Below are 24901 nucleotides of genomic sequence, written 5' to 3'. Positions count from 1 at the left end.
GGCGTGTCGTTCCAGCTCGCAGGAAACTGCCGGCGGCCCGTAAAAATAGCGTTTACAGGCCGCAGGCAGCCCGTTTCCCGCAATGTTTTTTTCATTTTTATCAAAGTAAATCCCGATGGCTCAGTACGTATTTACCATGAACAAGGTCGGCAAAATCGTGCCGCCCAAGCGCCATATCCTCAAGGAGGTGTCGCTCAGCTTCTTCCCGGGCGCCAAGATCGGCGTGCTGGGCACCAACGGTTCCGGCAAGTCCACGCTGCTCAAGATCATGGCCGGCCTGGACAAGGAAATCGAGGGTGAAGCCACCCCCATGCCGGGCCTGAACATCGGCTACCTGCCGCAGGAGCCCAAGCTGGACCCCGAGCACACGGTGCGCGAGAGCGTGGAAGCCGGCATGGGCGCGGTGTTTGCCGCCAAGGCGCAGCTCGAAGCCGTGTACACGGCCTACGGCGAGCCCGATGCCGATTTCGACGCACTGGCGGCCGAGCAGGCCCGCCTGGAAGCCATCATCGCCACCGCCGGCACCGATTCGGAGCACCAGCTCGAGATCGCCGCCGATGCGCTGCGCCTGCCGCCCTGGGACGCCAAGATCGGTGTGCTCTCGGGTGGTGAAAAACGCCGCGTGGCCCTGTGCAGCCTGCTGCTGTCCAAGCCCGACATGCTGCTGCTCGACGAACCGACCAACCACCTGGACGCCGAATCGGTGGACTGGCTGGAGCAGTTCCTGCAGCGCTTTTCGGGCACCGTGGTGGCCATCACCCACGACCGCTACTTCCTGGACAACGCCGCCGAGTGGATCCTGGAACTGGACCGCGGCCACGGCATTCCCTGGAAGGGCAACTACAGCAGCTGGCTGGACCAGAAGGGCGAGCGCCTGGCGCAGGAGCAAAAGGGCGAGGAAGCCCGCGCCAAGGCCCTGAAGAAGGAACTCGAATGGTCGCGCCAGAACCCGAAAGCGCGCCAGGCCAAGAGCAAGTCGCGCCTGGCCCGTTTCGAGGAACTGTCCGACTACGAATACCAGCAGCGCAACGAAACCCAGGAAATCTTCATTCCCGTGGCCGAGCGCCTGGGCAACGAGGTCATCGAGTTCAAGAACGTCAGCAAGTCCTTCGGCGACCGCCTGCTGATCGACAACCTGAGCTTTCAGGTGCCCGCGGGCGCCATCGTCGGCATCATCGGCCCCAACGGCGCGGGCAAGTCCACGCTGTTCAAGCTGATCGCCGGCAAGGAGCAGCCCGACAGCGGCGAAGTCGCCATCGGCAAGACCGCGCGCATGGCCTTCGTCGACCAGCACCGCGACGACCTGGCCAATGACAAAACCGTCTGGGAAGACATTTCCGGCGGCCTGGACATGCTGACCGTCGGCAAGTTCACCATGCCCAGCCGCGCCTACGCCGGCCGTTTCAACTTCAACGGCGCCGACCAGCAAAAACGCGTCGGCATGCTGTCGGGCGGCGAGCGCGGGCGTCTGCACCTGGCCAAAACCCTGATCGCGGGCGGCAACGTGCTGATGCTGGACGAACCCTCGAACGACCTGGACGTGGAAACCCTGCGCGCGCTCGAAGACGCCTTGCTCGAATTCGCCGGCTCGGTGCTGGTGATCAGCCATGACCGCTGGTTCCTGGACCGCATCGCGACCCACATCCTGGCCGCCGAAGGCGACAGCCAGTGGACCTTCTTCAACGGCAACTACCAGGAATACGAAGCCGACAAGAAGAAGCGCCTCGGTGAAGAGGGTGCGAAACCCAAACGCGTGCGCTTCAAGGCTCTGCACTAGGCTTGGGGAGCGTGGCCATGACAGACCAGGAGGTTCTGGACAAAACCCGCTTGTGGCTCGAAAAAGCCGTGATCGGGCTCAACCTGTGCCCGTTTGCCAAGGCGGTCTACGTCAAGAACCAGGTGCGCCTGGTGGTCAGCCATGCCCGGCATGCGGATGACCTGCTGGAAGAACTGGACCGCGAGCTGGACCTGCTGGCCGCCACGCCGGCCGAAGAGGTCGACACCACGCTGCTGATCCATCCCACGCTGTTCGAGGACTTCCTGGACTTCAACGACTTCCTGGAGATTGCCGAGGGCGTGGTGGACGAGCATGGCCTGGAGGGCGTGATCCAGCTGGCCAGCTTTCACCCGCGCTTCCAGTTTGAGGGCACCGAGCCCGACGATATCGGCAACTACACCAACCGCGCGCCTTTTGCCATCCTGCATTTGCTGCGCGAGGAGAGCGTGGAACGGGCCGTGGAGGCCTTTCCCGAAGCCGAAGCGATTTTCGAGCAGAACATCGCGGTGCTCGAAAAACTGGGCCACCCGGGCTGGAAGGCGCTGGGCCTTTAGCCTTGCGGGAACAGCCGGCTATTTGGGCAGGTACTGCTTGAGCACCGCCTGCAACTGGGCGAAATTAAAGGGCTTGGTCACATAGGCGCTGGCGCCCAGGCGCAGGGCTTCCTCGAGCCGCTCCGACTCGGCACTGGCCGACAGGAACACCAGAGGCACCTGGCTGAGCGCGGGTTCCGCCTGCAGCGCGGCCAGCACCTCAATGCCGCTCATCTGCGGCATCATCACATCGCAGAAAATCAGGTCCGGCCGCTGCTCGCGGGCCAGCTGCAGGCCGGCGCCGCCGTCTGCCGCTCCCAGGCCTTCGTGGCCCTCGAGCCGGACGAAGCGCAGCAGGTTATCCCGGATATGGGACTCGTCTTCAATCACCAGAATGCGCGCCATTGTTCTTTCGTAGCGAAGGCCCCGGCTGTCATTGTTAGGGGGCGGATTTCCCTGAGCCGCCAGGCTGCGGGCTGCACCGCTGGCCTGGCCTGATGCCCATCTTATAGCCTTGCCCCGGCTTTGGGCCGGTTTTTGCCGCCTTAAATCGTGACGGTGAAGCGCGTGCCCTGGCCCACGACGCTGGCAACCTCGATGCGGCCGCCGTGCAGGTCGACGGAGTTTTTCACGATGGCCAGCCCCAGGCCCGTGCCCTGGATCTCCCCGACATTGCTGGCCCGGTGGAACCACTCGAACAGGTGGGGAAGCTCTTCGGCCGGAATGCCTATGCCCTGGTCCGACACCTCGAAGGCCACCCGTCCCTGCGACGAAGAGACCCGAAACAGGATTTTCCCGCCTTGTGGCGAGTATTTGATGGCGTTGGACAGCAGGTTGCCGAAAATATGGCGCAGCAGCTTTTCGTCAAAAAGCCCGACCGCCGGCCAGGCCTCGAATTCCAGGGCCAGCTCGCAGCCCGCCTCCGAATGCTGGATGCGGGCGTCCTCGACCAGGTCCTGGCACAGTACCTGGAGGTTGACTTGGGCCGGCTGGAACTCCAGCATCTGCGCCTCCACCTTGCCCAGCAGCAGCACGCGGTCCAGCATCTGGGTCATGCGCCGCACGCCGGTTTCTATGGTGGCGATGACATCGGCTTTTTCGGGCCCGGGCAGGCGGTCGCCGTAGTGCTTGAGCAGCTCCGCCGACGACAGGATGAAGGCCAGCGGCGTGCGGAATTCATGCGAGGCCACCGAAATGAAGCGCGATTTCATGTCGTTGAGTTCGGTCTGCCGCTGCAGGGTCTGGCGCTGCGTGAGTTCAGCCTGCAGGCGGGCCGTGGCGTCCACCACGAAGATCAGCGTCGCCTCGCGCTTGCCCCATTCGATCTTCACGGCGGAAAGCTCCAGCGAGCGCACCTCGCCGGACTGGGTGATGACGCGAAAGCTGTACATCGAGTCCACCTCGTCGCCGCGCAGGCGCCGTTCATGGCGCTCGCGCATCACCGGCAAGTCCTCGGGGTGGACCGTCGCCGTGTAGGGCTGGGACAGCAGGTACTCGCGCGGGTGGCCCACGATGCGCTCCAGGCTGGGGTTGACGAACACCATGCGGTCGTCCTGCACCACCACCACGCCGACACCGACGTTTTCAATCACCGTGCGGTAGCGCTCTTCGGATTTGCGCAGCTCGTCCAGCGCCTGGTAGCGCTCGATCGCGCTGCTCACATGGTTGGCGACAAAGGAAAGGATGTCGGCGTCCGTGTCGCTGTAAGCCACGCCCGGTTCATAGCCCTGCACCGCCAGCACGCCGCCTATGGCGCCGCGTATGTGCATGGGCACGCCCAGCCAGGAACTGAAGGTCATGTCGCCGCTGCCTTCGGTCACCTGGCCGCCGGCTTCCAGCAGCTTGAGCCGCGCGGCGTCGATGATCTGCGGCCGGCCGGTGCTCAGCACGAACTCGGTCAGCCCGCGCCGGTAGGGCACATTGCTGCGCTGCAGCGTGTCGCCGTCGCGTTCGTCCACGTAATAGGGAAAATCCTTGCGCTGCTTTTGCGCGTCGTAAAGGCACACGTAGCAGTTCTTCGCGTACAGCAGCTCGCCCAGCAGGCCGTGCACCGACTGCAGGAAATCGTAGAAGGAGAGGTCCGCCGCCGCCCGTTCGGCGATGCGGTAAAACACCCGCTGCAGGGTTTCGGCTTTTTTCTGCTCCCGTGCTTCGGCCTGCAGCTCGCGGGTGCGCTGCTCCAGCCACAGGGTGGCCGAGGTTTCCTGCTTCTGCTTTTCAAGCTGCAGGTCCCGGTAGTCGGCCTGCAGCGCCTGGTATTGCTGTTGCAGCTGCTGGAGCTGGCGGTGCAGGTCGGCGTCAGACGGCATGGCGCGGCTTTCGTGCTCGGGTGGAAAGACGGCCGCCCGGGCCGGGGCCGCCACGCCTCATTATGTGGCCTTCAGGCCGAGCCCAGCCCGTCCACCGTCTGGAACATCGCCTGGCGCGCCTGCGCGATGATCTGCGTGCGCCATTCATCGGTATCGACATAAAAGGCGTTCATCATCTGGCGCTTGATGGCCGCTTGCACTTCGGGCTGCGTCTCGGGGTGTTTGTGTAGCCAGTGGTCGGCGCGCAGGGCGGCGATCATGTCGAGGATGGGCAGGGTGCCGTATTCCATGGCCATGCCGGTGTACTCGGCCTGCGGGCATTCGTCGTACACGGCGCTCCACAGCAGGCCCGTCAGGCGGGCCGAGCTGGACGAGCCGTCGTAGAAGGAAGTCACGGGCGTGGCGCCATCGCCGTCCCACCAGGCGCGTGCGCGGGCCAGGGCCTTGGCGTCGTCTTCGCAGGCAAAAATGCGCTCGCCCAGGCCGCTGGGCCCCAGGCCCGTGTGCAGGTCCATCCAGGCGATGCGGCGGGCCCGCTGCCCGAAGGTGCGCAGCACCTCGCGCAGGGTCTGGTTGCTCCAGCTCGGCGCGGTGCCGCCGAAAAACATGCCGTCGGCGTATTCATGCTGCCCTTGCGACACCGCCGCCTGGTAGCGGGTCACGCCGTGGGTGTCGATGTAGGCCGCGATGGCGGCGTGGTTGTCGTCCGTGGGCGGCCACTGCGCGGGCAGCAGCAGGTCGTGGACCTCACGGTAAGCCTCGTTGACGGGCAGGGGCCGGCTGAAGTCGTGGAAGTTGCGGTTCAGGTCCACGTTTTCGTGGGTGGTGCGCCGCGTGTACGAGAAGCCGTGGGGATTGAGCGCATGGATGTAGAGCACCGCCACGCCGCCGGCGCGCGCCTTGGCGCGCCACTCGGCGTCGCGCGCGGCATACACCTGCACGCCCGAGCCGCAATAGCCTTCGACGCCGTGGCAGGCGCTGCTGACGATGAAGAGGTGCTCGGCGTCGGGCGAACCGTCCAGGGCCACGTCCATGGCCAGGGTTTCGCCGTCGCGGCCTTTGAGCGGGTGTTCGTAGGCGCGAAGCGCCATGCCTGCGGCGCCGGCCGCCTCGAGGAATTTGGCGCGCGCAGCCGCGTAGCTGGCCGAAAAAGCCGCGTGTGGATTCATGGTGATATTGACGTGGTCAGGATTCAGGCCCCGGCGGCCGTGCCCAGCCAGCGTGTGGCCAGCTGGACCCAGTAGGTACCGCCCAGGGGAATGAGGTCGTCGTTGAAGTCGTAGCTCGGGTTGTGCAGTGTGCAGGGGCCCTCGCCGTGGCCCATGTCCCGGTGCGCGCCGTCGCCGTTGGAGATAAAGCAGTAGGCGCCGGGCTTGGCCTGCAGCATGTAGGCGAAGTCTTCGGCGCCCATGGTGGGCTCCTGCGCCAGCACGTTGGCCGGCCCCACGATGTCGCTCATGACCCGGCGCGCGAAATCGGCCTCGGCGGCGCTGTTCACGGTGGGCGGGTAATTGCGATGGAATTTGAACTCGCAGCGCGCCTCGAAGGCGGCGCAGGTGTGTTCGGCGACTTCCTTCATGCGTCTTTCAATCAGGTCCAGCACTTCGATGCTGAAGGTGCGTACCGTGCCCTGCAGTTCGCAGGAGTCGGGTACCACGTTGGTGGCTTCGCCGGCGTGGATCATGGTCACCGAGATGACGCCCGCGTCCACGGGTTTTTTGTTGCGGCTGATGATGTTCTGGAAGCCCTGCACCATCTGGCAGGCCACAGGCACCGGGTCTATGCCGTTGTGCGGCATGGCGGCGTGGCTGCCCTTGCCGCGTATGGTGATCTTGAATTCGTTGCTCGACGCCATCACCGGCCCCGCGCTGACCGCGAAGGTGCCTACCGGCGCGCCGGGCCAGTTGTGCATGCCGAAGACGGCTTCCATGGGGAATTTCTCGAAGAGGCCGTCCTTGATCATCTCGCGCGCGCCGCCGCCGCCTTCTTCGGCCGGCTGGAAGATCAGGTAGACCGTGCCGTCAAAATCGCGGTTCTGCGAGAAGTGGCGCGCCGCGGCCAGCAGCATGGCGGTGTGGCCGTCATGGCCGCAGGCGTGCATCTTGCCCGGCTGCGTGCTGGCGTGGGCGAAGGTGTTGAATTCCTGCATGGGCAGGGCGTCCATGTCGGCGCGCAGGCCCACGGCGCGGCCCGAGGCGCCGCCGTCGCGCCCATGCACGATGCCCACCACGCCGGTGGTGCCCATGCCGCGGTGGATGGGGATGCCCCAGGATTCGAGTTTTTTCGCGACCACGTCGGCGGTGCGCACTTCCTGGAAACACAGTTCAGGGTGGGCGTGGATGTCGCGGCGCACGGCCGCGATGTCGGCCGCCCCGGCCAGGATGGATTCAATGATTTTCACGGCGTTCTCCGTTAAAGGTTCATGGTAACCAAGCTCGCCCCGATTTGCAGGCGCCGCGTGATCTTCAAATTCCGAAATATTCACAATCCCGCAAACAGATTCCTAGATCCGGCCTTCTTCGACCGCATGGCAGGCCACGCGAACGCCTTGAAACTGAAGGAACTCGGGCCGCTCGGTCCTGCAGCGCTCATTGGCATGCGGGCAGCGCGGGTGGAAGGTGCAGCCGCCGGGCGGGTTCAGCGGATTGGGCACCTCACCCGAGACCGGCGTGCGGGCACGGCCGGTGTCGTGCATCTTGGGGATGGCGTCCAGCAGCATGCGCGTGTAGGGGTGGCGCGGCCTGTCGAACAGGCTGTGCTTGTCGGCCAGCTCCACCAGGCGCCCCAGGTACATCACGCCGACCTGGTCGCTGACATGGCGCACCACCGCCAGGTTGTGCGAGATGAAGAGGTAGGTCAGGCCCCGCGTGCGCTGCAGGTCCTTCATGATGTTGAGCACCTGCGCCTGCACGCTCACGTCGAGCGCCGAGGTGGGCTCGTCGCAGACCAGGAATTCGGGTTCGGTGGCCAGCGCGCGCGCGATGGAGATGCGCTGGCGCTGCCCGCCCGAGAACTGGTGCGGGTACTTGACCATGTCCAGCGGTGACAGGCCCACCGACTTGAGCAGTTCGCCCACGCGTTCCTTGAGCGCGGGGCCGCCCTCCAGGATGCCGTGCTCACGCAGCGGTTCGGCGATGATGTCCTCAATCGTCCAGCGCGGGTTGAGGCTGGCATAAGGATCCTGGAAGATCATCTGGATGCGGCTGCGCAGCTGCCGGCCGGCCGGCGTCTTGAACACCGCGTGCGCGTCCTGGCCGTCGAAGGTCAGGCCGCCGCGCGTGGGCTCATACAGGCCCACCAGCAGGCGGGCCACGGTGCTTTTGCCGCAACCCGATTCGCCGACCAGCGCCAGTGTCTTGCCTTTTTCGATCTCGAAACTCACGCCGTCGACGGCTTTGAGCAGCAGCCGGGGCTTGCGCTCCAGCACGCGGTTCAGCCAGGGCGGCGACACGTCAAAGGTCTTGGCCAGGTCATGCGCCCGGACCAATGGAGCCTCCACTTTTTTTTCGGTGCCGCTCATGCCGCCACCCCTGCATGCGCATCATGCAGCCAGCAGGCGGCCCGCGTGGCGCCGGCCGGCATCAGGTCCGGCCTGTCCTGGCGGCAGCGGTCAAAAGCCTTGGGGCAGCGCGGGTTGAAGGCGCAGCCCTGCGGGATGGCGTTCAGGCGCGGCATGGCGCCGTCGATCTGGTAGAGGCGCTCGCGCTCCACCGTGATGTCGGGAATCGCAGCCATCAGGCCCGCGGTATAGGGGTGCGAGGGGTGGTTGATCACCTGGTGCACCGGGCCGATTTCAGCGATGCGCCCGGCATACATCACGGCCACGCGGTCGCAGGTCTCGGCGATCACGCCCATATCGTGGGTGATCAGCATCACGGCGGCACCGCGCTGTTTGCAGATGTTTTTGAGCAAGGTGATGATCTGCGCCTGGATGGACACGTCGAGCGCGGTCGTCGGCTCATCGGCCACGATCAGCTTGGGCTCGGCCGCCAGCGCCAGGGCGATCACCACGCGCTGGCGCATGCCGCCCGAGAACTGGTGCGGGTAATGGTCTATGCGCTGCGCGGCCGCCGGTATGCCGGTGTCGCTGAGCAGCTCGATGGCGCGCAGGCGGGCCTCATGGGCCGTCACCGGCAGGTGGGCCCTGATGGTTTCCACCAGCTGCCGGCCTATGGTGTAAAGCGGGTTCAGCGAGGTCAGCGGATCCTGGAAGATTGCGCCTATCTTGCGCCCGCGGATGTGGCGCATGCGCTCATGGGGCAGGTTGTCGATGCGCTCGCCCTCGAGCAGGATCTGGCCGCCGGCCACGCGCCCGGGCGGCTCCAGCAGGCCGATGATGGCCGCGCCGGTCAGCGACTTGCCTGCGCCCGATTCGCCCACTACGCCGAGAATTTCACCGGGCGCGATGTCAAGGGAAATGTCGTCCAGCGCGCGCAGCGTGCCGCGCCGGCCGGGGAACTCGACCACCAGGTTCTTGATTTGCAGAAGACTCATTTTCTAACTCGTCCTTACCTGAGGCGCGGGTTGAGCGCATCACGCAGCCAGTCGCCCAGCAGGTTCACGCTCAAGGCAATCAGCACCAGCATCAGGCCCGGGAACACGGTGATCCACCATTCGCCCGAAAACAGGTAGTCGTTGCCCACGCGGATCAGCGTGCCCAGCGAGGGCGAGGTCGGCGGCGCGCCCACACCCAGGAAGGACAGCGTGGCTTCGGTGATGATGGCGGTGGCCACCTGGATGGTCGCCAGCACCAGCACCGGTCCCATCACATTGGGCAGCACATGGCGGCGCATGATGCGCAGCGGCGCCACGCCGGTGACGCGGGCGGCCTGCACATATTCTTTGCCGCGTTCCACCATGGTGGAGCCGCGCACCGTGCGCGCGTACTGCACCCAGCCCGACTGCCCCATGGAGATCGACAGGATCAGCACGCCCATGGCCAGCAGTTGGCTGGCATTGGGAAACACCGCGCGGCCCACGCCCGCGATCAGCAGCGCGACCAGGATGGGCGGGAACGAGGACATCACGTCGCAAACCCGCATCAGGGCCGAGTCGATCCAGCCGCCCCTGAACCCCGCAATCAAGCCCAGCGACACACCGGCCAGCATGGACAGGATGACCGAGGCCAGGCCCACCACCAGTGAGATGCGCGCGCCATACATCAGCGCCGACAGGATGTCGCGCCCCTGGTCGTCGGTGCCCAGCAGGTATTTGGAGCTGCCCTGCGCATACCAGGCCGGCGGCAGCCGCGCGTCGCCTAGCTCCAGCGTGCTCAAGTTGAAGGGGTCGTGCGGCGCCACCCAGCCGGCGAACACCGAGCAAAAAATGCAGACCAGGGCAATGGCAGCCGCCACCATCGCCACCGGCGAAGTGCGAAAGCTGTGGCCCACATCACTGTCAAGCCAGCGCGCAAGAGTTCTTTTCATCGGGAGAAAGTGGAGTCCGTGTTATCCAGAGCGAGCGCAGCAAAGCTTGTGCCAGCAACAGCGCAGAACCGGCTTTGCCGGGCTGCAGCTGTTGTCCCCCTGGGGGGAGAGGCCGCTACGCGAAGCGAGAAGGCAACAGGGGGGTCACTTTTTTATTGTCATCCACTTGAAGAACATGAAGTTGTCGGCCAGCTGGACCAGCTCGATCTTTTTGCTCGTGCCCCAGGCCAGCGACTGCTGGTGCAGCGGCAGGTGGCCGATGTCTGCGCCATGGATGTCGAAGGCTTCCTTGATCAGCGCGTTGCGCTTGGTCTTGTCGGTTTCCGACTGGATCTTTTTGGTCAGCTCGTCGACCTTGGGGTTGCAATACGCGCCCAGGTTGAACTGGCCAGCGCCCTTGTCGTCCACGCAGGCGACCAGCGCATTGAGGGCGTTGTGGGCGTCGTAGGTGGCCGGCGTCCAGCCCAGCATGTAAAAGCTGGTGTCGCGGCGCAGGATTTTGGGGAAGTAGGTGCCCTTGGTTTCGGCCTGCAGGTTGATCTTCACGTTGATGCGCGAGAGGTTGGCCGCCACCGCCTGGCAGATGCGGCTGTCGTTCACATAGCGGTCATTCGGGCAGTTCATGGACACTTCAAAGCCGTTCGGGTAGCCGGCGTCGGCCATCAGCTTTTTCGCGGCTTCCGGGTCATAGGGCAGGCGTTTGTTCTGCTCTTGCTGGAAACCGTTGATGCCGGGGCCTATCAGCAGCGCTGTCGGGCTGGAAGCGCCGCGCATCACGGTTTTCTTGATGCCGTCGATGTCGATGGCCTGGTAGAAGGCCTGGCGCACGCGCTTGTCCTTGAAGGGGTTCTTGCCCTTGATGTTCGAGTACAGCAGCTCGTCGCGTTTCTGGTCCATGCCCAGGAAGATGGTGCGCAGCTCGGCCCCGACCAGCACCTTGGTGCCGGCGTTGCCGTTGACGCGGTCTATGTCCTGCACCGGCACGGGTTCCATCACGTCGACCTCGCCCGACAGCAGGGCGGCGACCCGGGTCGCGTCATTGCCGATGGGCGTGTAGATCACTTCCTGGACGTTGCCTTCGATCTTGCCCCAGTAGTTGCCGTTGCGGACAAAGGTGGTGCGGACATTGGGCTGGCGCTCGCGCACGCGGTAAGGGCCGGTGCCGTTGGCTCGGAAGGAGGCCGCGTTCTCTATGCCCTTGCGGCGGTCCACCGGCCGGGTCGCCTGGTTGGTTTCGCACCATTTCTTGCTCATCATGTAGACCAGCGAAATCACGTCGGGCAGGATGGGGAAGGGTGTCTTGGTTTCGATCTCGACCACGTGGTCGTTGATCTTGCGTACTTCCTTGAAGTCATTGGTGTAGCTCTTCATGTCCGAGCCCTCGGCCTGCGTGCGCTGGAAGCTGAAGACCACGTCGTCGGCCGTGAACGGCGTGCCGTCATGGAACTGCACGCCCTTGCGCAGCTCGAAGCGCCACACGGTCGGCGAGGTCTGTTTCCACGAGGTGGCCAGGCCGGGCGCCAGGCTCAGGTCCTTGTTGCGGATGACCAGGCCCTCATAGGCGTTGCCGGTCACGCTGAGCTGCAGCGATTCATTGAGCGAGTGCGGGTCCATGGACAGCGAGTCGCCCTGGTTGGCGACCCTCAGGGTCTGCGCGGACGCGACAAAAGGGGTGGCCGCGAAGGCGCACAGGATACTGGCCGAGAGCAGGGTGGACTTGAATTTCATCAAAAGCTCCTTGTGGAAGGGATGAGGGCTGGCTGGGTAAAAAGGAAGAAAACAGGAGAAAAAAAAGGAAAAGGGGACCTCAGTGGCCCGCGCCGTTGCCTACGCGCAGCCTGGGGTCCACCGCGAAGTACAGCAGGTCGACCACCAGGTTGATCACGACAAAAATCAGCGCGATCAGGCACAGGTAGGCCGCCATCACCGGGATGTCGGCGAAGGTCACGGCCTGGATGAACAGCAGGCCCATGCCGGGCCACTGGAACACGGTCTCGGTGATGATGGCGAAGGCGATCAGCCCGCCCAGCTGCAGGCCGGTGATGGTCATCACCGGCACCAGCGTGTTCTTGAGTGCGTGGCCGAAGTGGATGGCGCGGTCGGGCAGGCCGCGGGCGCGCGCGAACTTGATGTAGTCGGTGCGCAGCACTTCCAGCATTTCGGCGCGCACCAGCCGCATGATCAGCGTGAGCTGGAACACCGCCAGCGTCACGGCCGGCAGCACGATGTGGTGCCAGCCGTCGGCCTTGAAGAGGCCGGTGCTCCACCAGCCTATTTGCACCGTCTCGCCGCGGCCGAAGCTCGGGAACCAGCCCAGGCCCACGGCGAATACCAGGATCAGCAGGATGCCGATCAGGAAGGTCGGCAGCGACACGCCCAGCAGCGAGAGGGTCATGAACACCTGGCTCAGGAAGGTGCCGCGGCGCAGCGCCGAATACACGCCCATGGGGATGCCGACCAGCAGCGCCATGAAAGCTGCCACCAGGGCCAGCTCCAGCGTGGCCGGAAAGCGCTCGGCGATCAGGCGCGAGACCTTGGCGCCCTGGCGCAGGCTCAAGCCGAACTCACCTTGCACGGCGTTCATGAGGAAGTGCCAGAACTGCACGATGAAGGGCTTGTCCAGGCCCAGGTCGGCGCGCAGCTGGGTAATTTGAGCGGGCGAGGCGTCTTGCCCCAGCAGGAATACCACCGGGTCACCGACATACTGGAACAGCATGAAGGCGATCAGGGCGACCACGACCATCACGATCACGGCCTGGATCAGGCGGCGCAGAATAAAAGCAAGCATCGGCCAAAGAAAAAAGTATCGGGCGATACTAGCAGAGCAAATGATATGCCGACACAGGGGTTTACTTTAGGGTTAAAGAAACAACTGAGGGCCTGGAAATGCTTTCCTCGACCCGGTTACCGCCCCAAATAGGGCCCCAGTGCGCCCTTTTTAGGTGCTGCCCGCCCCGCAACGGCGGGCCGGCCGTTAAAGCCGCTGCAGCTTCTTGCGCACCAGGTGAATATTGCCGCGCAGCGCGTACAGCTCGTCGGTATAGGACAGCGGCACCGTGATTTTTTCGGCCCGGCGTTCCAGGTCGTTGAGTTCTTCTAACAGCGCCTTGTTTTTTTCGCTGTTGCGGTCGCTGTCGCCGCTGTTTTCCACACGGTTCTCGATGTCGCGCAGCCGGCCGTACCAGCGGAAGATGCGCGAGCGCACGCGAAAGGCATACAGCGGCGGGATGATGCGCGACAGCGGCAGCATGATGGCGATGATGATGCCCATCACCAGCCACATGCGCTCCACCAGGTTGGCCACCCAGAAGCGCAGGTAGCGCTGCAGCACCGGCGTGCCGTTCTTGATGGCGCGTTCGGCCTCCTTGGCGATGGGCAGCTCGCTGTTGTCGCGATTCGGGTATTCGCGGGCGCTCTTGAACCAGCCGGCCCCGCCGTGGATCTCGTTGCCGGCCTGGGCCAGCAACTGCTGCAGGGCGGGGTGGGTGGTGGTGCGTGTGATCAGCGAGGTGGTGGAGGCCACCAGCCGCACGTCGTCGGGCGGGACGTTGGCGGCCAGGTCCACCACGCCGCGCGGCAGGCGCGTGGGCGTCAGGAAGGCGAAGCGCCTGGAATAGGCCTCGCTCTGGGCGAAGTTCATCAGCTTGACGCCCGGAGTCTGCAGCAACATCTGCACCATCAGCGATTCGGGCGCGGAGGCGAACACGATGGCGTCCAGCTCGCCGCCCAGGAAGGCCACGGTGGCGGGCGTCTGCTCCAGCCGGGATATCTTCAGCGACGCCGGGTCAACATGGTTGCTTTCCAGCAGTTTGGCCATCAGGCTGGGAACCCCGCTGCCGGGCGTGCCGGTGTTGACGCGCAGGCCCTGCAGCTGCGTGAGCGAGTCCAGGCTGGCGTCTTGCGCAGGGTCGGCCTTGCCGGCCGGTTTTTTGGCGGTCCGTGCCGCTGCGGCCACCTTGCGCGCGGCGTCCTCGCGGTAAAACAGCCAGAGCGGCTCCACAAAAAGGCTGCCGAGCGAGGCCAGGTCCTCTTCGTCCTGCTCGGTGTAGTCGCTGGTGCCGCCCTGGACAAAACCCACGTCGACCTTGCCTTCGCGCAGCAGCTGCAGATTGGCGGCCGAGCCTTCGGAGGGCTGCAGCACCACCTCTATGCCCTCGGCCGCCAGCGCCTTGGCGTAGCGTTTGCCAAACTCCTCATACGCGCTTTGCGCCGGGCCGGTGGCCAGCGTCACGCGCTTGGGCGGGTTCGGGTCCAGCCACCAGTAGGCCAGCGCCAGCAAGGCAAAGGCCAGCACAATAAAAGGCCCGGCCGAGGCGGCCAGGTCGCGCAGCGACAGCAGGGTGTAGCGTATGGCTTTGGGCATGCGCCAACCTTAGCATGCGCCGCGGGCGTTTTGTTATGGCGCTTTTTTGTCGATCGCCGTCACCGTGAACTGGCCGTCCACCTTCTCGGCCTGGAAGGCTATCTTGTCCCCCGCGCTGAGCGACTCCAGCAGCTTGGGGTCGCTGACACGGAACACCATGGTCATGGGCGGCATTTCCAGGTTTTTGATCTCGCCGTGCTTGATGGTGAGCTTGCCGGCTTCCTTGTCGATCTTGCGGATTTCACCTTCGGTCAGCGGCGCCGCGGCCTGCGCCAGGGCCGCCGAGGCGGCCAGCGCGGTGAAGAGAGTCGTGAGTGCCTGTTTCAAATGTTTCATGGGGATTCCTTTTCAGCTGCGGTGGTAGCTTTGGTAAACACGGCTGCTGCCGTCCTGCAGGACCAGCAGCACGTCATACGGGTCTTTGCGCCCGCCATAGAGCGGCGCGTCCATGCCCGGCGAACCCACCGGCATGCCGGGCACGGCCAGGCCGATGGCTTGCGGCGCCTCCTTGAGCAGGCGCTTCACCTCACGGGCCGGCACATGGCCTTCGAGCGCGTAGGGCTTGCCCTTGATGCTGACTTCCGCCGTATGGCAGGAGCCCAGCTTGTCGGGAATGCCCAGGCGCTTGCGCGCGGCCGTGTTGCCGCTGTCGTGTACCCGAACCTGAAAACCGTTGGCCTCGAGGTGGGCCACCCAGTCCTTGCAGCAGCCGCATTCGGGGTCTTTCCAGACCTCGACCTGAGGCCGGGTTTGGGCCAGCAATCCGGCGGCCGGCGCCGCTGCGGTCATGGCCATCAGGGTCTGTATCAGATGTCGTCTTTGCATGGTGTGCTCCTTGTATAAAAAATGCCTGGCTCCGCTCAGCGCGCCACGCTGATCTTGCCGACCATGCCGGCCTGGTAGTGGCCGGCGATCAGGCAGGCGAAGTCGAATTCGCCTGCGCGGTTAAAGGTCCAGACCAGCTCGCCCGACTTGCCGGCGGGTATGTGCGACATATAAGGTTCATCGTGCTCCATGCCGGGGAATTTCACCATCATGGCGGCATGCGCGTCGAGTTCCAGTTTCGTGCCGATCACGAGTTCGTGCAAAAGTTTTCCCTGGTTGCGGATCACGAAGCGCACGGTCTCGCCCTGCTTGAAGGCCAGTTTGTCGGGCGTGAAGCGCATGTTGTCGTCCATGGCCAGCGTTACGGTGCGCGTGGCTGATTTGGCGTCGCCGGCAATGCCCCAGTCCTTTTGTTCCTTCCTGACGGCGGCGGGCTTGCCGGCATGGTCTTCACTGCCATGGGCAAAGGCGGCGGGAGCCGCCAAGCTGATGGCGCAAGCGGCAACGAGGGTGAGTGCGGAGGAAAATTTCATGAGGATCCTTAAATGGTGTTGGATGTGAAGAGGGAGTGTCAATGGCTGCCGTGGCCCGAAGGCTTGCGGACCTGGACTTCGGCGGAGGGTGTGGCGGCTGTGCCGCCGGCTTCGGCGCGCGTGGGCTCGGGCAGGGAGCCCGTCCATTCAAAGGCCCGGGTGCCGGGCGGCTGGCGGTACCAGCCCGGGTCCTTGTAGTCGCCGGGTTTCTGGCCGCCGCGCACCTTGAGCATGCTGAACATGCCGCCCATTTCGACGTCGCCATAGGGTCCCGTGCCCGTCATCATGGGCGCGGTGTTGTCGGGAATCGGCATTTCCATGCTTCCCATGTCGGCCATGCCGCGCTCGCCCATGACCATGTAGTCGGGCGCCGCTTTCTGGATTTTCCCGACCAGGCCGCGGTGGTCCACACCCAGCATGGTGGGCACGCTGTGGCCCATGGCGTTCATGGTGTGGTGGCTTTTGTGGCAATGAAAAGCCCAGTCGCCTTCCTCGTCGGCCAGGAACTCCAGCTGCCGCATCTGCCCTACGGCCACGTCGGCCGTCACCTCCGGCCAGCGCGATGCCGGCGGCGTGGGCCCGCCGTCGGTGCCGGTCACTGTGAACTCGTGGCCGTGCAGGTGTATCGGGTGGTTGGTCATGGTGAGGTTGCCCACGCGTATGCGCACCTTGTCGTTCCTGCGCACCACCAGCGGGTCTATGCCGGGGAAGATGCGGCTGTTCCAGCTCCAGAGGTTGAAATCCAGCATGGTCATGATCTTGGGTGTCATGCTGCCGGGTTCTATGTCGTAGGCGTTGAGCAGGAAGACGAAGTCGCGATCCACCTCGGCAATCAGCGGATGCTTCTCCTTGGGATGCGTCACCCAGAAGCCCATCATGCCCATGGCCATCTGCGTCATCTCGTCGGCATGCGGGTGGTACATAAAGGTGCCGGGCCGCCGCGCGACGAACTCATAGACAAAGGTTTTGCCCACCGGGATGGCCGGCTGGTTCAGGCCGGCCACGCCGTCCATGCCGTTGGGCAGGCGCTGGCCGTGCCAGTGGATGGAGGTGTGCTCGGGCAGCTTGTTGCTCACGAAGATGCGCACCCGGTCGCCTTCCACCACCTCGATGGTCGGGCCGGGGCTCTGGCCGTTGTAGCCCCACATATGGGCTTTGAAGCCGGGCGCCATTTCGCGCACCACGGGCTCGGCCACCAGGTGGAATTCCTTGACGCCGTTGTTCATGCGCCAGGGCAGGGTCCAGCCGTTGAGGGTGAGGACCGGCTTGTAAGGCCGGCCGTTGGGCGGCGCAAGCGGTGCTGCGGTGTTGGCATGCGCCATGGTCACAGGCTCGGGCAGCGCGGCCATGGCCACCTTGCTGACCGAGGCGGCGGCCACGGCGCTCATGCCTGCCGTCGCCGCGCGGTTGAAAAAATGTCGTCGGTTCATGAAATGTCCTTGAAGATTCAGTGATGAGGGTTTTGCCTCAGTGCGCGGCCGCGGCTGCGCCGGCCGAAGGGCGTTCCGCGGATGCGCCGGATGCCGCGTCGTAAGGTGCGCCGGCCAGCACGGTGCGCAGGTCGGCGTCGGCGAGCCAGAAGTCGCGGCTGGCCTGGACCGCTTCGCCCGCAGCCTGGGTTTGCGCGCGTGATTCGGCCAGCAACTCGAAGACGCTGGCCAGCATGCCGTTGTAGCGCAGCAGGGTCTCGTCCTTGATGAAGCGCGACAGGGGCAGCACTTGCTTCTCGTAGTGCTGCGCCAGGTCCCAGGCCGTGCGGTAGCCGTGGTAGGCCTCGCGGGCTTCGCTGCGGGCTTTCACCGCCAGTTCGCGCACACGGGCCGCATTGCCCATCGCGTCCCACAGCGCCTCGGCGCCCGGTTCGCGCCGGGCCCTGCGTTGCTGCGCCCACTGCGTAGTCGCCAGTTGCAGGTCCAGTCGCTGTTGCAGCACGCGGCTTTCCACGTCGGGCAATTCCTGGGGCTGTTTTGGCAGTTCGGGCAGGCGGTCCGGCAGCTCAAAGCCGGTTTGCGCGCCCCACAGGCCCAGCACCACGATGAGCTTTTCACGCTCGCTGGACGCAGCCTGCCGGGCGCGCGCGAGTTGCGCCGCCGCATCGGCCAGCAGCAGTTGTTCGCGCGCCTGCTGCAGCTTGCTCCAGTTGCCGGCGCGCGCCATGCGGCGGGCCAGCTCCCCGCCGGCCTCGGCGCTGTCTTTGGCCTCGGCCGCCAGGCGGGCTATCTGCGCGGCCGCCACGGCGCGCGTCCAGGCTTTGCGTGCCTGGGCTGCCAGCAGAACAATGTCCTGGCCCGCTTTGCGCCTAGTCGGGCTGGCGGCCAGAGCGGCGTCCGAAATATTGACGCCGTCCGCCGCCAGCGAAACCTGCAGGCCGGGGTTGTTGAGCAGGGCAATGCGCACCGCCGTGTCGGCGCTGAGCGGGCCGGCGGCCAGCAAGGGCGCGATGGCCGCGCCGGAATCCATGCCCGGCCGCGCGATGGCGACAGGGCCGGAGGCCTGGCCCTGGGCCAGCGCCTCCAGGCTGCTCACGCCGCCGTCGAAGGGTACGGCCGCGCGCGCCGTCAGTGCCAGACACAGCAAGGCCAGCGTGCCCAGTTGCCGCGGGCCGGCCCGGTCGCGAATAAAGAAAGGGATCATGTCCGGCCTCATGGTTTTTTGGCGGCGGGTGCTGCGGGCTGGGCGCCTTGGGCCTGCTCCCACTTCAGCAGGTCGGCATGGCCGCGCGGGAACTGGCCCACGGCGGCATTGGCTTTTTTCCAGTCGTCAAGGGCCGGCTCCACGCCGCCGGGCAGGCCGGCAAAGGCCGATGTGTACAAGGCAGGCGGCACCGGCGCGGCCGGATCGGCAGCCTGTTCGGTGGGCCGGGGGTCGAGCCGCGGATAGGGTGTGGGGGCCTGCGCATGGGCGGCGGCCCCCGCGGGCAGCAGCACGGCCAGCAGCCATGCGCGCGGGTTTAAAAAATAGACGCGGATGTTCACAAAAATCTCCTGAGACAAGCGGGTGCGATGGCGGGCATCGCGTGCTCCGGCTCTATCGACCGCAAGGAGTCGAGCCGGAGGGCAAGTACAGACCCACTACGGGCCTGGAGATCAGGAAATGGGTGGTTTTTGGCGCAGTGCGGTATCGGCACTGGCAAAGGGGTCTGCCGCCGAACGGGGCAGGGTGGGTGCGCTGAAATGCGGCATCAGGCCGGGTGCCGGGAGCGACAGGGCCACCGTGTGGCAAGCCTGGCAGGCGGCGCAGGTTTCGCAATGGCCTTCGCCTGAATGGCTGGCGTCATTTGCAGCCTGGTCCATGCAATCGTGCAGCGCCTGGGTCTGCGTGTGGTGGTCGGCATGGGCCGCATCCATGGCCTCATGCACATGATCCGCCTGGATCGCAGCTTGCGTTTGTTGACGATGCTGAAGCTGGCCGGCCGCCATCTGCGTGGCCATCGCGTCGCCCATCCAGCCGCGCAGGGGCAGCAGGGCGATCAGGATGGCGAACAGAAAATGGCGCATGGGTGAATGATAGGGCAGGACCCGGATAAGTTCCTGCGAGTTCAGTTTTTTGCTTCGTTTTTTTGCAGCTGCAGCCGCGCCTTGTCCAGCCACAGTTGCAGGCTGTCCAGCAAATCCTGCTGGCTGAAGGAGCAGCTTTCCTCGGTGAACAGCGCGCTCGACTCGAGCCGGTTCAGCAGCTGCGAGAGCACCTCGTTAAATCGCTCGGGTAGGGCCGCCGCCAGGCTTTGCTGCTGTATCGCGGCTTGCGAAAAAGCCGCCACGCTGAGTGTGTCGTCGCGCAACTGCTGGAGAGCGGTTTGCAGGCTGTCGAGCTGGTCTTGTGTCGTCATGGTGTGGTGTCAAGCTTATGCGGCGGCCGAGGCCGGTATGCGCGTGGTCCTGCGGTCAAACACCAGGGTCAGCATGGCCAGCAGTCCGAAGGGAACACCCACCCAGCCCAGCTGCGCGAAGCCCACCTGGTCCAGCAACGCGCCGCTGATCACCGCGCCCAGTGCCGTGCCCACATACAGCATGGAGCCGTTGAGGCTCAGCAGCAAGGGTGCCTGTGCCGGCGAGAGGCTGGCCAGCCGGCTTTGCTGCGGCGCCATCAGGCCGAAGCCGGCGATGCCCCACAGCACCAGTACGGCCATGGTGGCCGGCACGCTGCCGCGCGTGAGCGGCAGCAGGCACATCATTGCGACCAGCACGGCCAGCTGCACGCGCAGGGTGCGCAGCGCGCCGAAGCGGTCGGTAGCCCAGCCACCCATCAGCGTGCCGCCCACGCCGGCCAGGCCGAAGACGGCCAGCGTGGCCGAAAGCTGCGCCGAATTCATGGGGTTGAGTGCGTGCAGCACCGGCCCGACATAGGCAAAGACGCTGAAGATGGCGATGAAATACAGCAGGGTGCGGCCCCATACGCGCAGCACCGCGCCCTGGCGCGCGGCCGCCTGAAAGCCCGCGAAGCTGGTGCCGGCGCTGGCCATGTTGGCGGGAATCAGCCAGCTGGCCGCGACCAGCGCCGCGCCGCTGGCGGCCGCCGACAGCCACACCGGCACGCGCCAGCCGAATTCAAAACCCAGCCAGGCACCTATGGGCAGGCCCACGGCATAGCTGATGCTCATGCCCAGGAAGGTGATGGACAGCGCCCGGCCGCGCAGCGCGGGCACCACCATGCTGACGGCCAGCGCCGAGGCCGCCGCGGTGAACATCGCGCCCGCGCCCATCAGCACGCGGCCCAGCAGCAGCAGCGGCAGGTTTGGCGCGAGGGCGCACACCAGGCAACCCATGGTGAACAGCGCCAGCGCCAGCTGCACGGCGCGCTTGCGCGGCCAGCGGGCCGTGAGGATGATGAGTAGCGGCGCCAGCAAGGCGGTGGCCACCGCATAGGCCGTCATGGCCTGGCCGGCCGCCGCCACGCTGATGCCCAGCGACGCGCTCATGGGTTGCAGGATGCCGCCCAGCACAAAGGCGCCGCTGCCTATGACCAGGTTGCACAGCGCGAAGAAATACAGGATGGGAGGCATGGTGTTCATGAAGGCGGCGTCGGGTAGCGGGGACGGCGCAAGCCGCCCAGGGGCGGGCGGCGGCAGCTATCCCATCAAGAGCGGGGCAGGTTCAACTCCGCCATTGTGCGGGAAGCCGTGCGCCCCTGCAGGTCCGGGGGGCAAGCCGGCGCCAAAAAAAAGCCAGGCCCGGGCCGGCCACAGCCTATGGATGCGCAGCTTTGGTGCGTTTTGCGCAATCCCTGGACCGGCCGGGACGCGCTTGCCGCCCGCGCTTACTGGATCATGCCGAGGAACTGCTTGAGCTCGGCGGTCTGCGGATTCGAGAACACTTCGTCGGGTGGGCCGATTTCGTGCACGCGGCCCTGGTGCATAAAGACCACGCGGTCGCAGACCTTGCGGGCGAAGCTCATCTCGTGCGTGACCATCAGCAAGGTCATGCCTTCGGCGGCCAGGCTTTCCACCACCTGCAGCACCTCGCCCACCAGTTCCGGGTCCAGCGCCGAGGTGATTTCATCGCACAGCAACACCGAAGGCTGCATGGCCAGCGCGCGCGCGATCGCCACGCGCTGCTGCTGCCCGCCGGAGAGCTGGTCGGGCCAGGCATCGAATTTCTCGGCCAGGCCCACGCGCTGCAGCAGCGCGCGTGCATGCTCGGCCGCGGGCGCGCCGGCCGTCTTCTTGACCAGGGTGGGAGCCAGCATGATGTTCTTGCCGACGGTCAGGTGCGGGAACAGGTTGAAGCTCTGGAAGATCATGCCCACGCGCTGGCGCAGCTCGCGCATGACCTGCGGGTTGTCGTGCAGCAGGTGTTTGCCGTCCACGCGCAGCGTGCCGCTCTGGAATACTTCCAGGCCGTTGATGCAGCGCAGCAGCGTGCTTTTGCCCGAACCGCTTTTGCCGATGATGGCGATCACTTCGCCGGCCTTGACCTCCAGGTCTATGCCTTTGAGCACCTCGTTGGCGCCGAAGCTCTTGCGCAGCTGGTTGATCTCGACCAAAGTCCTGTCGGCCGTTGCGGGGGATGGGGTGACGTTAACGTCCATGGCGGGCTTTCCTCTCAAGCTTGCGGGCATACAGGGACACGGGGAAACACAGCGCGAAGTACATCAGCGCCACACAGCTGTAGACCACAAAGGGTTTGAAGGTGGCGTTGGTGATCATGGTGCCGGCCTTGGTCAGCTCGATAAAGCCGATCACCGAGGCCAGCGCCGTGCCCTTGATGACCTGCACCAGGAAACCCACGGTGGGCGGCACGGCGATGCGCACCGCCTGGGGCAGCACGATGTAGCGCAGCTGTTCGCCGAAATTGAGCGCCAGGCTTTGCGCGGCCTCCCACTGGCCCTTGGGGATCGCGTCGACGCAGCCGCGCCAGATCTCGGCCAGGTAGGCGCTGGTGTACAGCGTGAGCGCCACCCCGGCCGCCACCCAGGCCGGCACATTGATGCCGAAAAGCGCCAGGCCGAAGTAGGCCAGAAAAAGCTGCATCAGCAGCGGCGTGCCCTGGAACAGCAGCACATAGCCGTCCAGCGCGCGGCGCACCATGCGGGCGGCTTTTTGCGCGCCCGGCGCCGAACGCGCGGCCGACAGCCGGCCCACCAGCAGCAGCGCGCCGACCAGGCCGCCGCCTATGAAGGCGACCAGCGAGAGCACGACGGTCCAGCGCGCCGCGAGCAGCAGGTTGCGGAAGATGTCCCAGATGGAAAATTCAATCATGGTGTTGCCCGGCCTTTCCTGTTACCGACCGAAGAGAAATTTCGGGCCGGCCCAGTTCAGCAGCTTGCGCACGGCAACGGACAGCACCAGGTAAATCAACGTCGCAACGATGAAGGCCTCAAAGGCGCGGAAGTTGCGGCCCTGGATCAGGTTGGCGGCGTAAGACAGCTCCTGCGTCGAGATCTGGCCGCAAACGGCCGAGCCCAGCATCACGATGATGATCTGGCTCACCATGGCGGGCCAGACTTTCTTGAGCGCGGGCGGCAGCACCACGCGGGTGTAGATCTGCACGCGGTTGAGCGCCAGGCTTTCGGCCGCTTCGATCTGCCCGCGCGGCGTGGCTTCAACGCCGGCACGGATGATCTCGGTGGCATAGGCCGCGAGGTTGATCACCATGGCCAGCACCGAGGCCATCTCGGGCGAGAGCTTGAAGCCCAGGGCCGGCAGGCCGAAAAAGATGAAAAACAGCTGCACGATAAAAGGCGTGTTGCGTATCAGCTCGACGTAAGTGCCCACCACCCAACGCAGCCAGCTGGGGCCGCTCGCGCGCGCCCAGGCAAAGCCCATGCCCACAAACACGCCGGCCACAGACGAGATTGCCGTCAGGCCCAGCGTCCACACGACGCCGGTGGCCAACAGCGGCCACTGCGACAGCACGGCCATGAAATCAAGCTCGACACGCATCTGATTCACTTCCTGTTATTGAGGGCTGCTTGCAGGCCAGCGGCCGCAGCGGAACCGGCTTTGCCGGGCCGCAAGCGGCGCCCCCTGCAAGGGGGGAGGCGCTTACGCGAAGCGAAGCGCAACGGGGGTGTGCAACGTTTATTGCGGCAAATCGCCAGCGGGGCGGCCCAGCCACTTGAGGGCCAGTTTGTCGAGGTCGCCGTTTTTCTTGGCTTCGGCAATCACTTCATTGACCTTGGCGCGCAGCTTGTCTTCGCCCTTGGCCACGCCGATGAAGTTGGGGGAGTCTTTGAGCAGCAGCTTGTACTCGGTGTTGAGTTGCGGGTTCTTGGCCATCATGTTGCCGGCCACCGAGGCGCCCGTGGCGATCAGCTGCACCTGGCCGGCGGTGTAGGCCGAGACCGTGGTGTTGTTGTCTTCAAAGCGCTTGATGTCCGTGCCGGCCGGGGCGACCTTGGTGAGTTCCTGGTCTTCCAGGGCGGCGCGCGTCACGCTGATGGTTTTGCCGCTGAGGTCGGCGAAGGACTTCACGTTCACGCTCTTGGGGCCGAACACGGCCTGGAAGAAGGGGGTGTAGGCGGCGGTGAAGTCGATGACTTTTTCGCGCTCCGCGGTTTTACCCAGCGTGGAGATCACCAGGTCGGCCTTTTTGGTTTGCAGGTAGGCGATGCGGTTGGCGCTGGTCACGGGAACCAGTTCCACCTTGACGCCGAGTTTTTGCGCGATGTAGCCGGCCATCTCGACATCCAGGCCCTGGGGCTTCAGGTCGGTGCCGACCATGCCGTAGGGCGGGAAGTCGGTCGGGATCGCGATCTTGATTTCCTTGGCCTTCATGATGTCGTCCAGCGCGGTTTGCGCATGGGCGCCGGTGGCGGCCAGCACCGCGGCTGCGGCGAGGGCGAGAGAAAAAACGCGTTTGCTGGACTTCATAGCAGGGCTCCAAGGTAGGTTGAGGAATCGTCAGAGGGTTTGGCCGCGGTGCGGCCGGTTTTGCGAACACGGGATGGCGCGGAAGACGCCGGTTTGCTGTCCTGCGCGGCCAGCGGGCTCAGCGCGCTGCGCAGTTGCGCCAGCGGATCGCCGGCGCCGGCCTGCAGCTTGAGCGCGGCCTGCACGCTGCCGATATGCGCCTGCATGAGTTTTTCGGCTTTGGCCAGGTCGCCTTTTTCGAGTGCCTGCACGATGAGCACATGCTCCTCGCAGGACTGCGCCGCGTCGTGCGAGGACTGGTACAGCATGGCGATCAGCGTGGTGCGCGCGGTGAAGTCGCGCAGGGTGTCGGCCAGCAGGTTGTTGCCCAGGCATTCGGCCAGGCAGACATGGAAGTCACCCAGCAAAAAGCTGCGCAGGCCCACGTCGTCGCCCTTGATGGCGGCTTTTTCGCGGGTCAGGTGGCTCTTGAGCTGCTTGATGGCGGCCTTGCTGACGTCGGTGGTGCAGCGGATCAGGCCCATCTCGATCACGCGGCGCGCCTCGAAGGCCTCGCGCGCTTCCTCCTGGGAGGGTTCTATGACATACCAGCCGCGCCGGCTGCTGACGGTGACGATGCCGCGCACCGCCAGCCGGGTCAGGGCTTCGCGGACGATGGTGCGGCTGCAGTCAAACAGCAGGGCCAGCTGCTGCTCACCCAGGCGCGAGCCGGGTGCGAGCTTTTGCGCCATCACGGCTTCGATGATGCGGTTGCTGATGTCGGGGGCGGTGGCCATGGTGCAAATGTAGAGGAGTTAACTCAATATTTGTATACAAGATTGGTG

26 protein-coding genes are annotated in these 24901 nt (G+C 65.4%); 2 read left to right on the top strand and 24 right to left on the bottom strand.

Annotated features, from left to right (window positions below):
• Nucleotides 1-115: 115 nt before the first annotated feature.
• Entirely contained in the window at nucleotides 116-1777 is a 1662-nt protein-coding gene (gene ettA, locus AC1D09_RS12560) for an energy-dependent translational throttle protein EttA (protein ID WP_413326071.1), read from the top strand.
• A 17-nt stretch (nucleotides 1778-1794) separates the two neighbouring features.
• Complete coding sequence (locus AC1D09_RS12555) at nucleotides 1795-2331, top strand: DUF1415 domain-containing protein (RefSeq protein ID WP_477661829.1); 537 nt, start codon at nucleotides 1795-1797, stop codon at nucleotides 2329-2331.
• 18 nt (nucleotides 2332-2349) lie between these two features.
• Here the strand turns inward: AC1D09_RS12555 and AC1D09_RS12550 are convergent, their stop codons facing one another.
• From AC1D09_RS12550 to AC1D09_RS12435, 24 genes are all read right to left on the bottom strand, one after another.
• A complete protein-coding gene (locus AC1D09_RS12550; protein ID WP_477661828.1) occupies nucleotides 2350-2715 on the bottom strand; it encodes a response regulator in 366 nt (121 codons plus the stop codon).
• 140 nt (nucleotides 2716-2855) lie between these two features.
• Nucleotides 2856-4619, bottom strand: a complete 1764-nt coding sequence (locus AC1D09_RS12545) for a sensor histidine kinase (protein WP_477701076.1) — start codon at nucleotides 4617-4619, stop codon at nucleotides 2856-2858.
• A 71-nt stretch (nucleotides 4620-4690) separates the two neighbouring features.
• Nucleotides 4691-5788: a M14 family metallopeptidase gene (locus AC1D09_RS12540; RefSeq protein WP_477661826.1), complete on the bottom strand. Its 1098-nt coding sequence runs from the start codon at nucleotides 5786-5788 to the stop codon at nucleotides 4691-4693.
• Nucleotides 5789-5811: 23 nt separating this feature from the next.
• The gene (locus tag AC1D09_RS12535) at nucleotides 5812-7020 is read right to left on the bottom strand and encodes a M20 aminoacylase family protein (RefSeq protein WP_477701075.1); all 1209 of its coding nucleotides are present in this window, start codon (nucleotides 7018-7020) and stop codon (nucleotides 5812-5814) included.
• Between the two features lie 102 nt (nucleotides 7021-7122).
• A complete protein-coding gene (locus tag AC1D09_RS12530; protein WP_477661824.1) occupies nucleotides 7123-8139 on the bottom strand; it encodes an ABC transporter ATP-binding protein in 1017 nt (338 codons plus the stop codon).
• Complete coding sequence (locus tag AC1D09_RS12525; RefSeq protein WP_477661823.1) at nucleotides 8136-9113, bottom strand: ABC transporter ATP-binding protein; 978 nt, start codon at nucleotides 9111-9113, stop codon at nucleotides 8136-8138. Before AC1D09_RS12525 ends, AC1D09_RS12530 begins: the two co-directional genes overlap by 4 nt.
• Before the next feature lie 14 nt (nucleotides 9114-9127).
• The gene (locus tag AC1D09_RS12520; RefSeq protein ID WP_477661822.1) at nucleotides 9128-10045 is read right to left on the bottom strand and encodes an ABC transporter permease; all 918 of its coding nucleotides are present in this window, start codon (nucleotides 10043-10045) and stop codon (nucleotides 9128-9130) included.
• A 144-nt stretch (nucleotides 10046-10189) separates the two neighbouring features.
• Nucleotides 10190-11773: an ABC transporter substrate-binding protein gene (locus tag AC1D09_RS12515; protein WP_477661821.1), complete on the bottom strand. Its 1584-nt coding sequence runs from the start codon at nucleotides 11771-11773 to the stop codon at nucleotides 10190-10192.
• A 79-nt stretch (nucleotides 11774-11852) separates the two neighbouring features.
• Complete coding sequence (locus AC1D09_RS12510; RefSeq protein WP_477661820.1) at nucleotides 11853-12833, bottom strand: ABC transporter permease; 981 nt, start codon at nucleotides 12831-12833, stop codon at nucleotides 11853-11855.
• A 186-nt stretch (nucleotides 12834-13019) separates the two neighbouring features.
• Nucleotides 13020-14408, bottom strand: a complete 1389-nt coding sequence (locus AC1D09_RS12505; protein ID WP_477661819.1) for a TAXI family TRAP transporter solute-binding subunit — start codon at nucleotides 14406-14408, stop codon at nucleotides 13020-13022.
• 33 nt (nucleotides 14409-14441) lie between these two features.
• A complete protein-coding gene (locus AC1D09_RS12500) occupies nucleotides 14442-14744 on the bottom strand; it encodes a copper-binding protein (RefSeq protein WP_477661818.1) in 303 nt (100 codons plus the stop codon).
• Nucleotides 14745-14756: 12 nt separating this feature from the next.
• Nucleotides 14757-15233 (bottom strand): DUF411 domain-containing protein, encoded by a 477-nt coding sequence (locus AC1D09_RS12495; protein WP_477661817.1) that lies wholly within the window; start codon nucleotides 15231-15233, stop codon nucleotides 14757-14759.
• 35 nt (nucleotides 15234-15268) lie between these two features.
• Nucleotides 15269-15766: a cupredoxin domain-containing protein gene (locus AC1D09_RS12490; RefSeq protein WP_477661816.1), complete on the bottom strand. Its 498-nt coding sequence runs from the start codon at nucleotides 15764-15766 to the stop codon at nucleotides 15269-15271.
• A gap of 38 nt (nucleotides 15767-15804) precedes the next feature.
• Complete coding sequence (locus tag AC1D09_RS12485) at nucleotides 15805-17196, bottom strand: multicopper oxidase family protein (RefSeq protein WP_477661815.1); 1392 nt, start codon at nucleotides 17194-17196, stop codon at nucleotides 15805-15807.
• A 37-nt stretch (nucleotides 17197-17233) separates the two neighbouring features.
• A complete protein-coding gene (locus AC1D09_RS12480; RefSeq protein ID WP_477661814.1) occupies nucleotides 17234-18400 on the bottom strand; it encodes a TolC family protein in 1167 nt (388 codons plus the stop codon).
• Nucleotides 18401-18408: 8 nt separating this feature from the next.
• A complete protein-coding gene (locus AC1D09_RS12475; RefSeq protein WP_477661813.1) occupies nucleotides 18409-18741 on the bottom strand; it encodes a hypothetical protein in 333 nt (110 codons plus the stop codon).
• A gap of 111 nt (nucleotides 18742-18852) precedes the next feature.
• The gene (locus AC1D09_RS12470) at nucleotides 18853-19263 is read right to left on the bottom strand and encodes a hypothetical protein (RefSeq protein ID WP_477661812.1); all 411 of its coding nucleotides are present in this window, start codon (nucleotides 19261-19263) and stop codon (nucleotides 18853-18855) included.
• A 41-nt stretch (nucleotides 19264-19304) separates the two neighbouring features.
• Nucleotides 19305-19595 carry a hypothetical protein gene (locus tag AC1D09_RS12465; RefSeq protein ID WP_477661811.1) on the bottom strand — a complete coding sequence of 97 codons (291 nt, stop codon included), beginning with the start codon at nucleotides 19593-19595 and terminating at the stop codon, nucleotides 19305-19307.
• A 15-nt stretch (nucleotides 19596-19610) separates the two neighbouring features.
• Nucleotides 19611-20777 (bottom strand): MFS transporter, encoded by a 1167-nt coding sequence (locus tag AC1D09_RS12460; protein ID WP_477661810.1) that lies wholly within the window; start codon nucleotides 20775-20777, stop codon nucleotides 19611-19613.
• A 245-nt stretch (nucleotides 20778-21022) separates the two neighbouring features.
• Nucleotides 21023-21793: an amino acid ABC transporter ATP-binding protein gene (locus tag AC1D09_RS12455; RefSeq protein WP_477661809.1), complete on the bottom strand. Its 771-nt coding sequence runs from the start codon at nucleotides 21791-21793 to the stop codon at nucleotides 21023-21025.
• Nucleotides 21783-22463, bottom strand: coding sequence for an amino acid ABC transporter permease (locus AC1D09_RS12450; protein ID WP_477661808.1), 681 nt, complete (start codon nucleotides 22461-22463; stop codon nucleotides 21783-21785). The genes AC1D09_RS12455 and AC1D09_RS12450 overlap by 11 nt, the downstream gene beginning before the upstream one ends.
• A 21-nt stretch (nucleotides 22464-22484) precedes the next feature.
• On the bottom strand, nucleotides 22485-23147 hold the full coding sequence (locus AC1D09_RS12445) for an amino acid ABC transporter permease (RefSeq protein WP_477661807.1): 663 nt from the start codon (nucleotides 23145-23147) through the stop codon (nucleotides 22485-22487).
• 138 nt (nucleotides 23148-23285) lie between these two features.
• Nucleotides 23286-24077, bottom strand: a complete 792-nt coding sequence (locus tag AC1D09_RS12440; RefSeq protein ID WP_477661806.1) for a transporter substrate-binding domain-containing protein — start codon at nucleotides 24075-24077, stop codon at nucleotides 23286-23288.
• Nucleotides 24074-24853 carry a GntR family transcriptional regulator gene (locus AC1D09_RS12435; protein ID WP_477661805.1) on the bottom strand — a complete coding sequence of 260 codons (780 nt, stop codon included), beginning with the start codon at nucleotides 24851-24853 and terminating at the stop codon, nucleotides 24074-24076. The genes AC1D09_RS12440 and AC1D09_RS12435 overlap by 4 nt, the downstream gene beginning before the upstream one ends.
• Between the last annotated feature and the right edge of the window lie 48 nt (nucleotides 24854-24901).

This window comes from Polaromonas sp. P1_A2, assembly GCF_056406895.1.
Note: the sequence above shows the minus strand (reverse complement) of the source record. Positions and strands in the feature narration are given on the sequence as shown.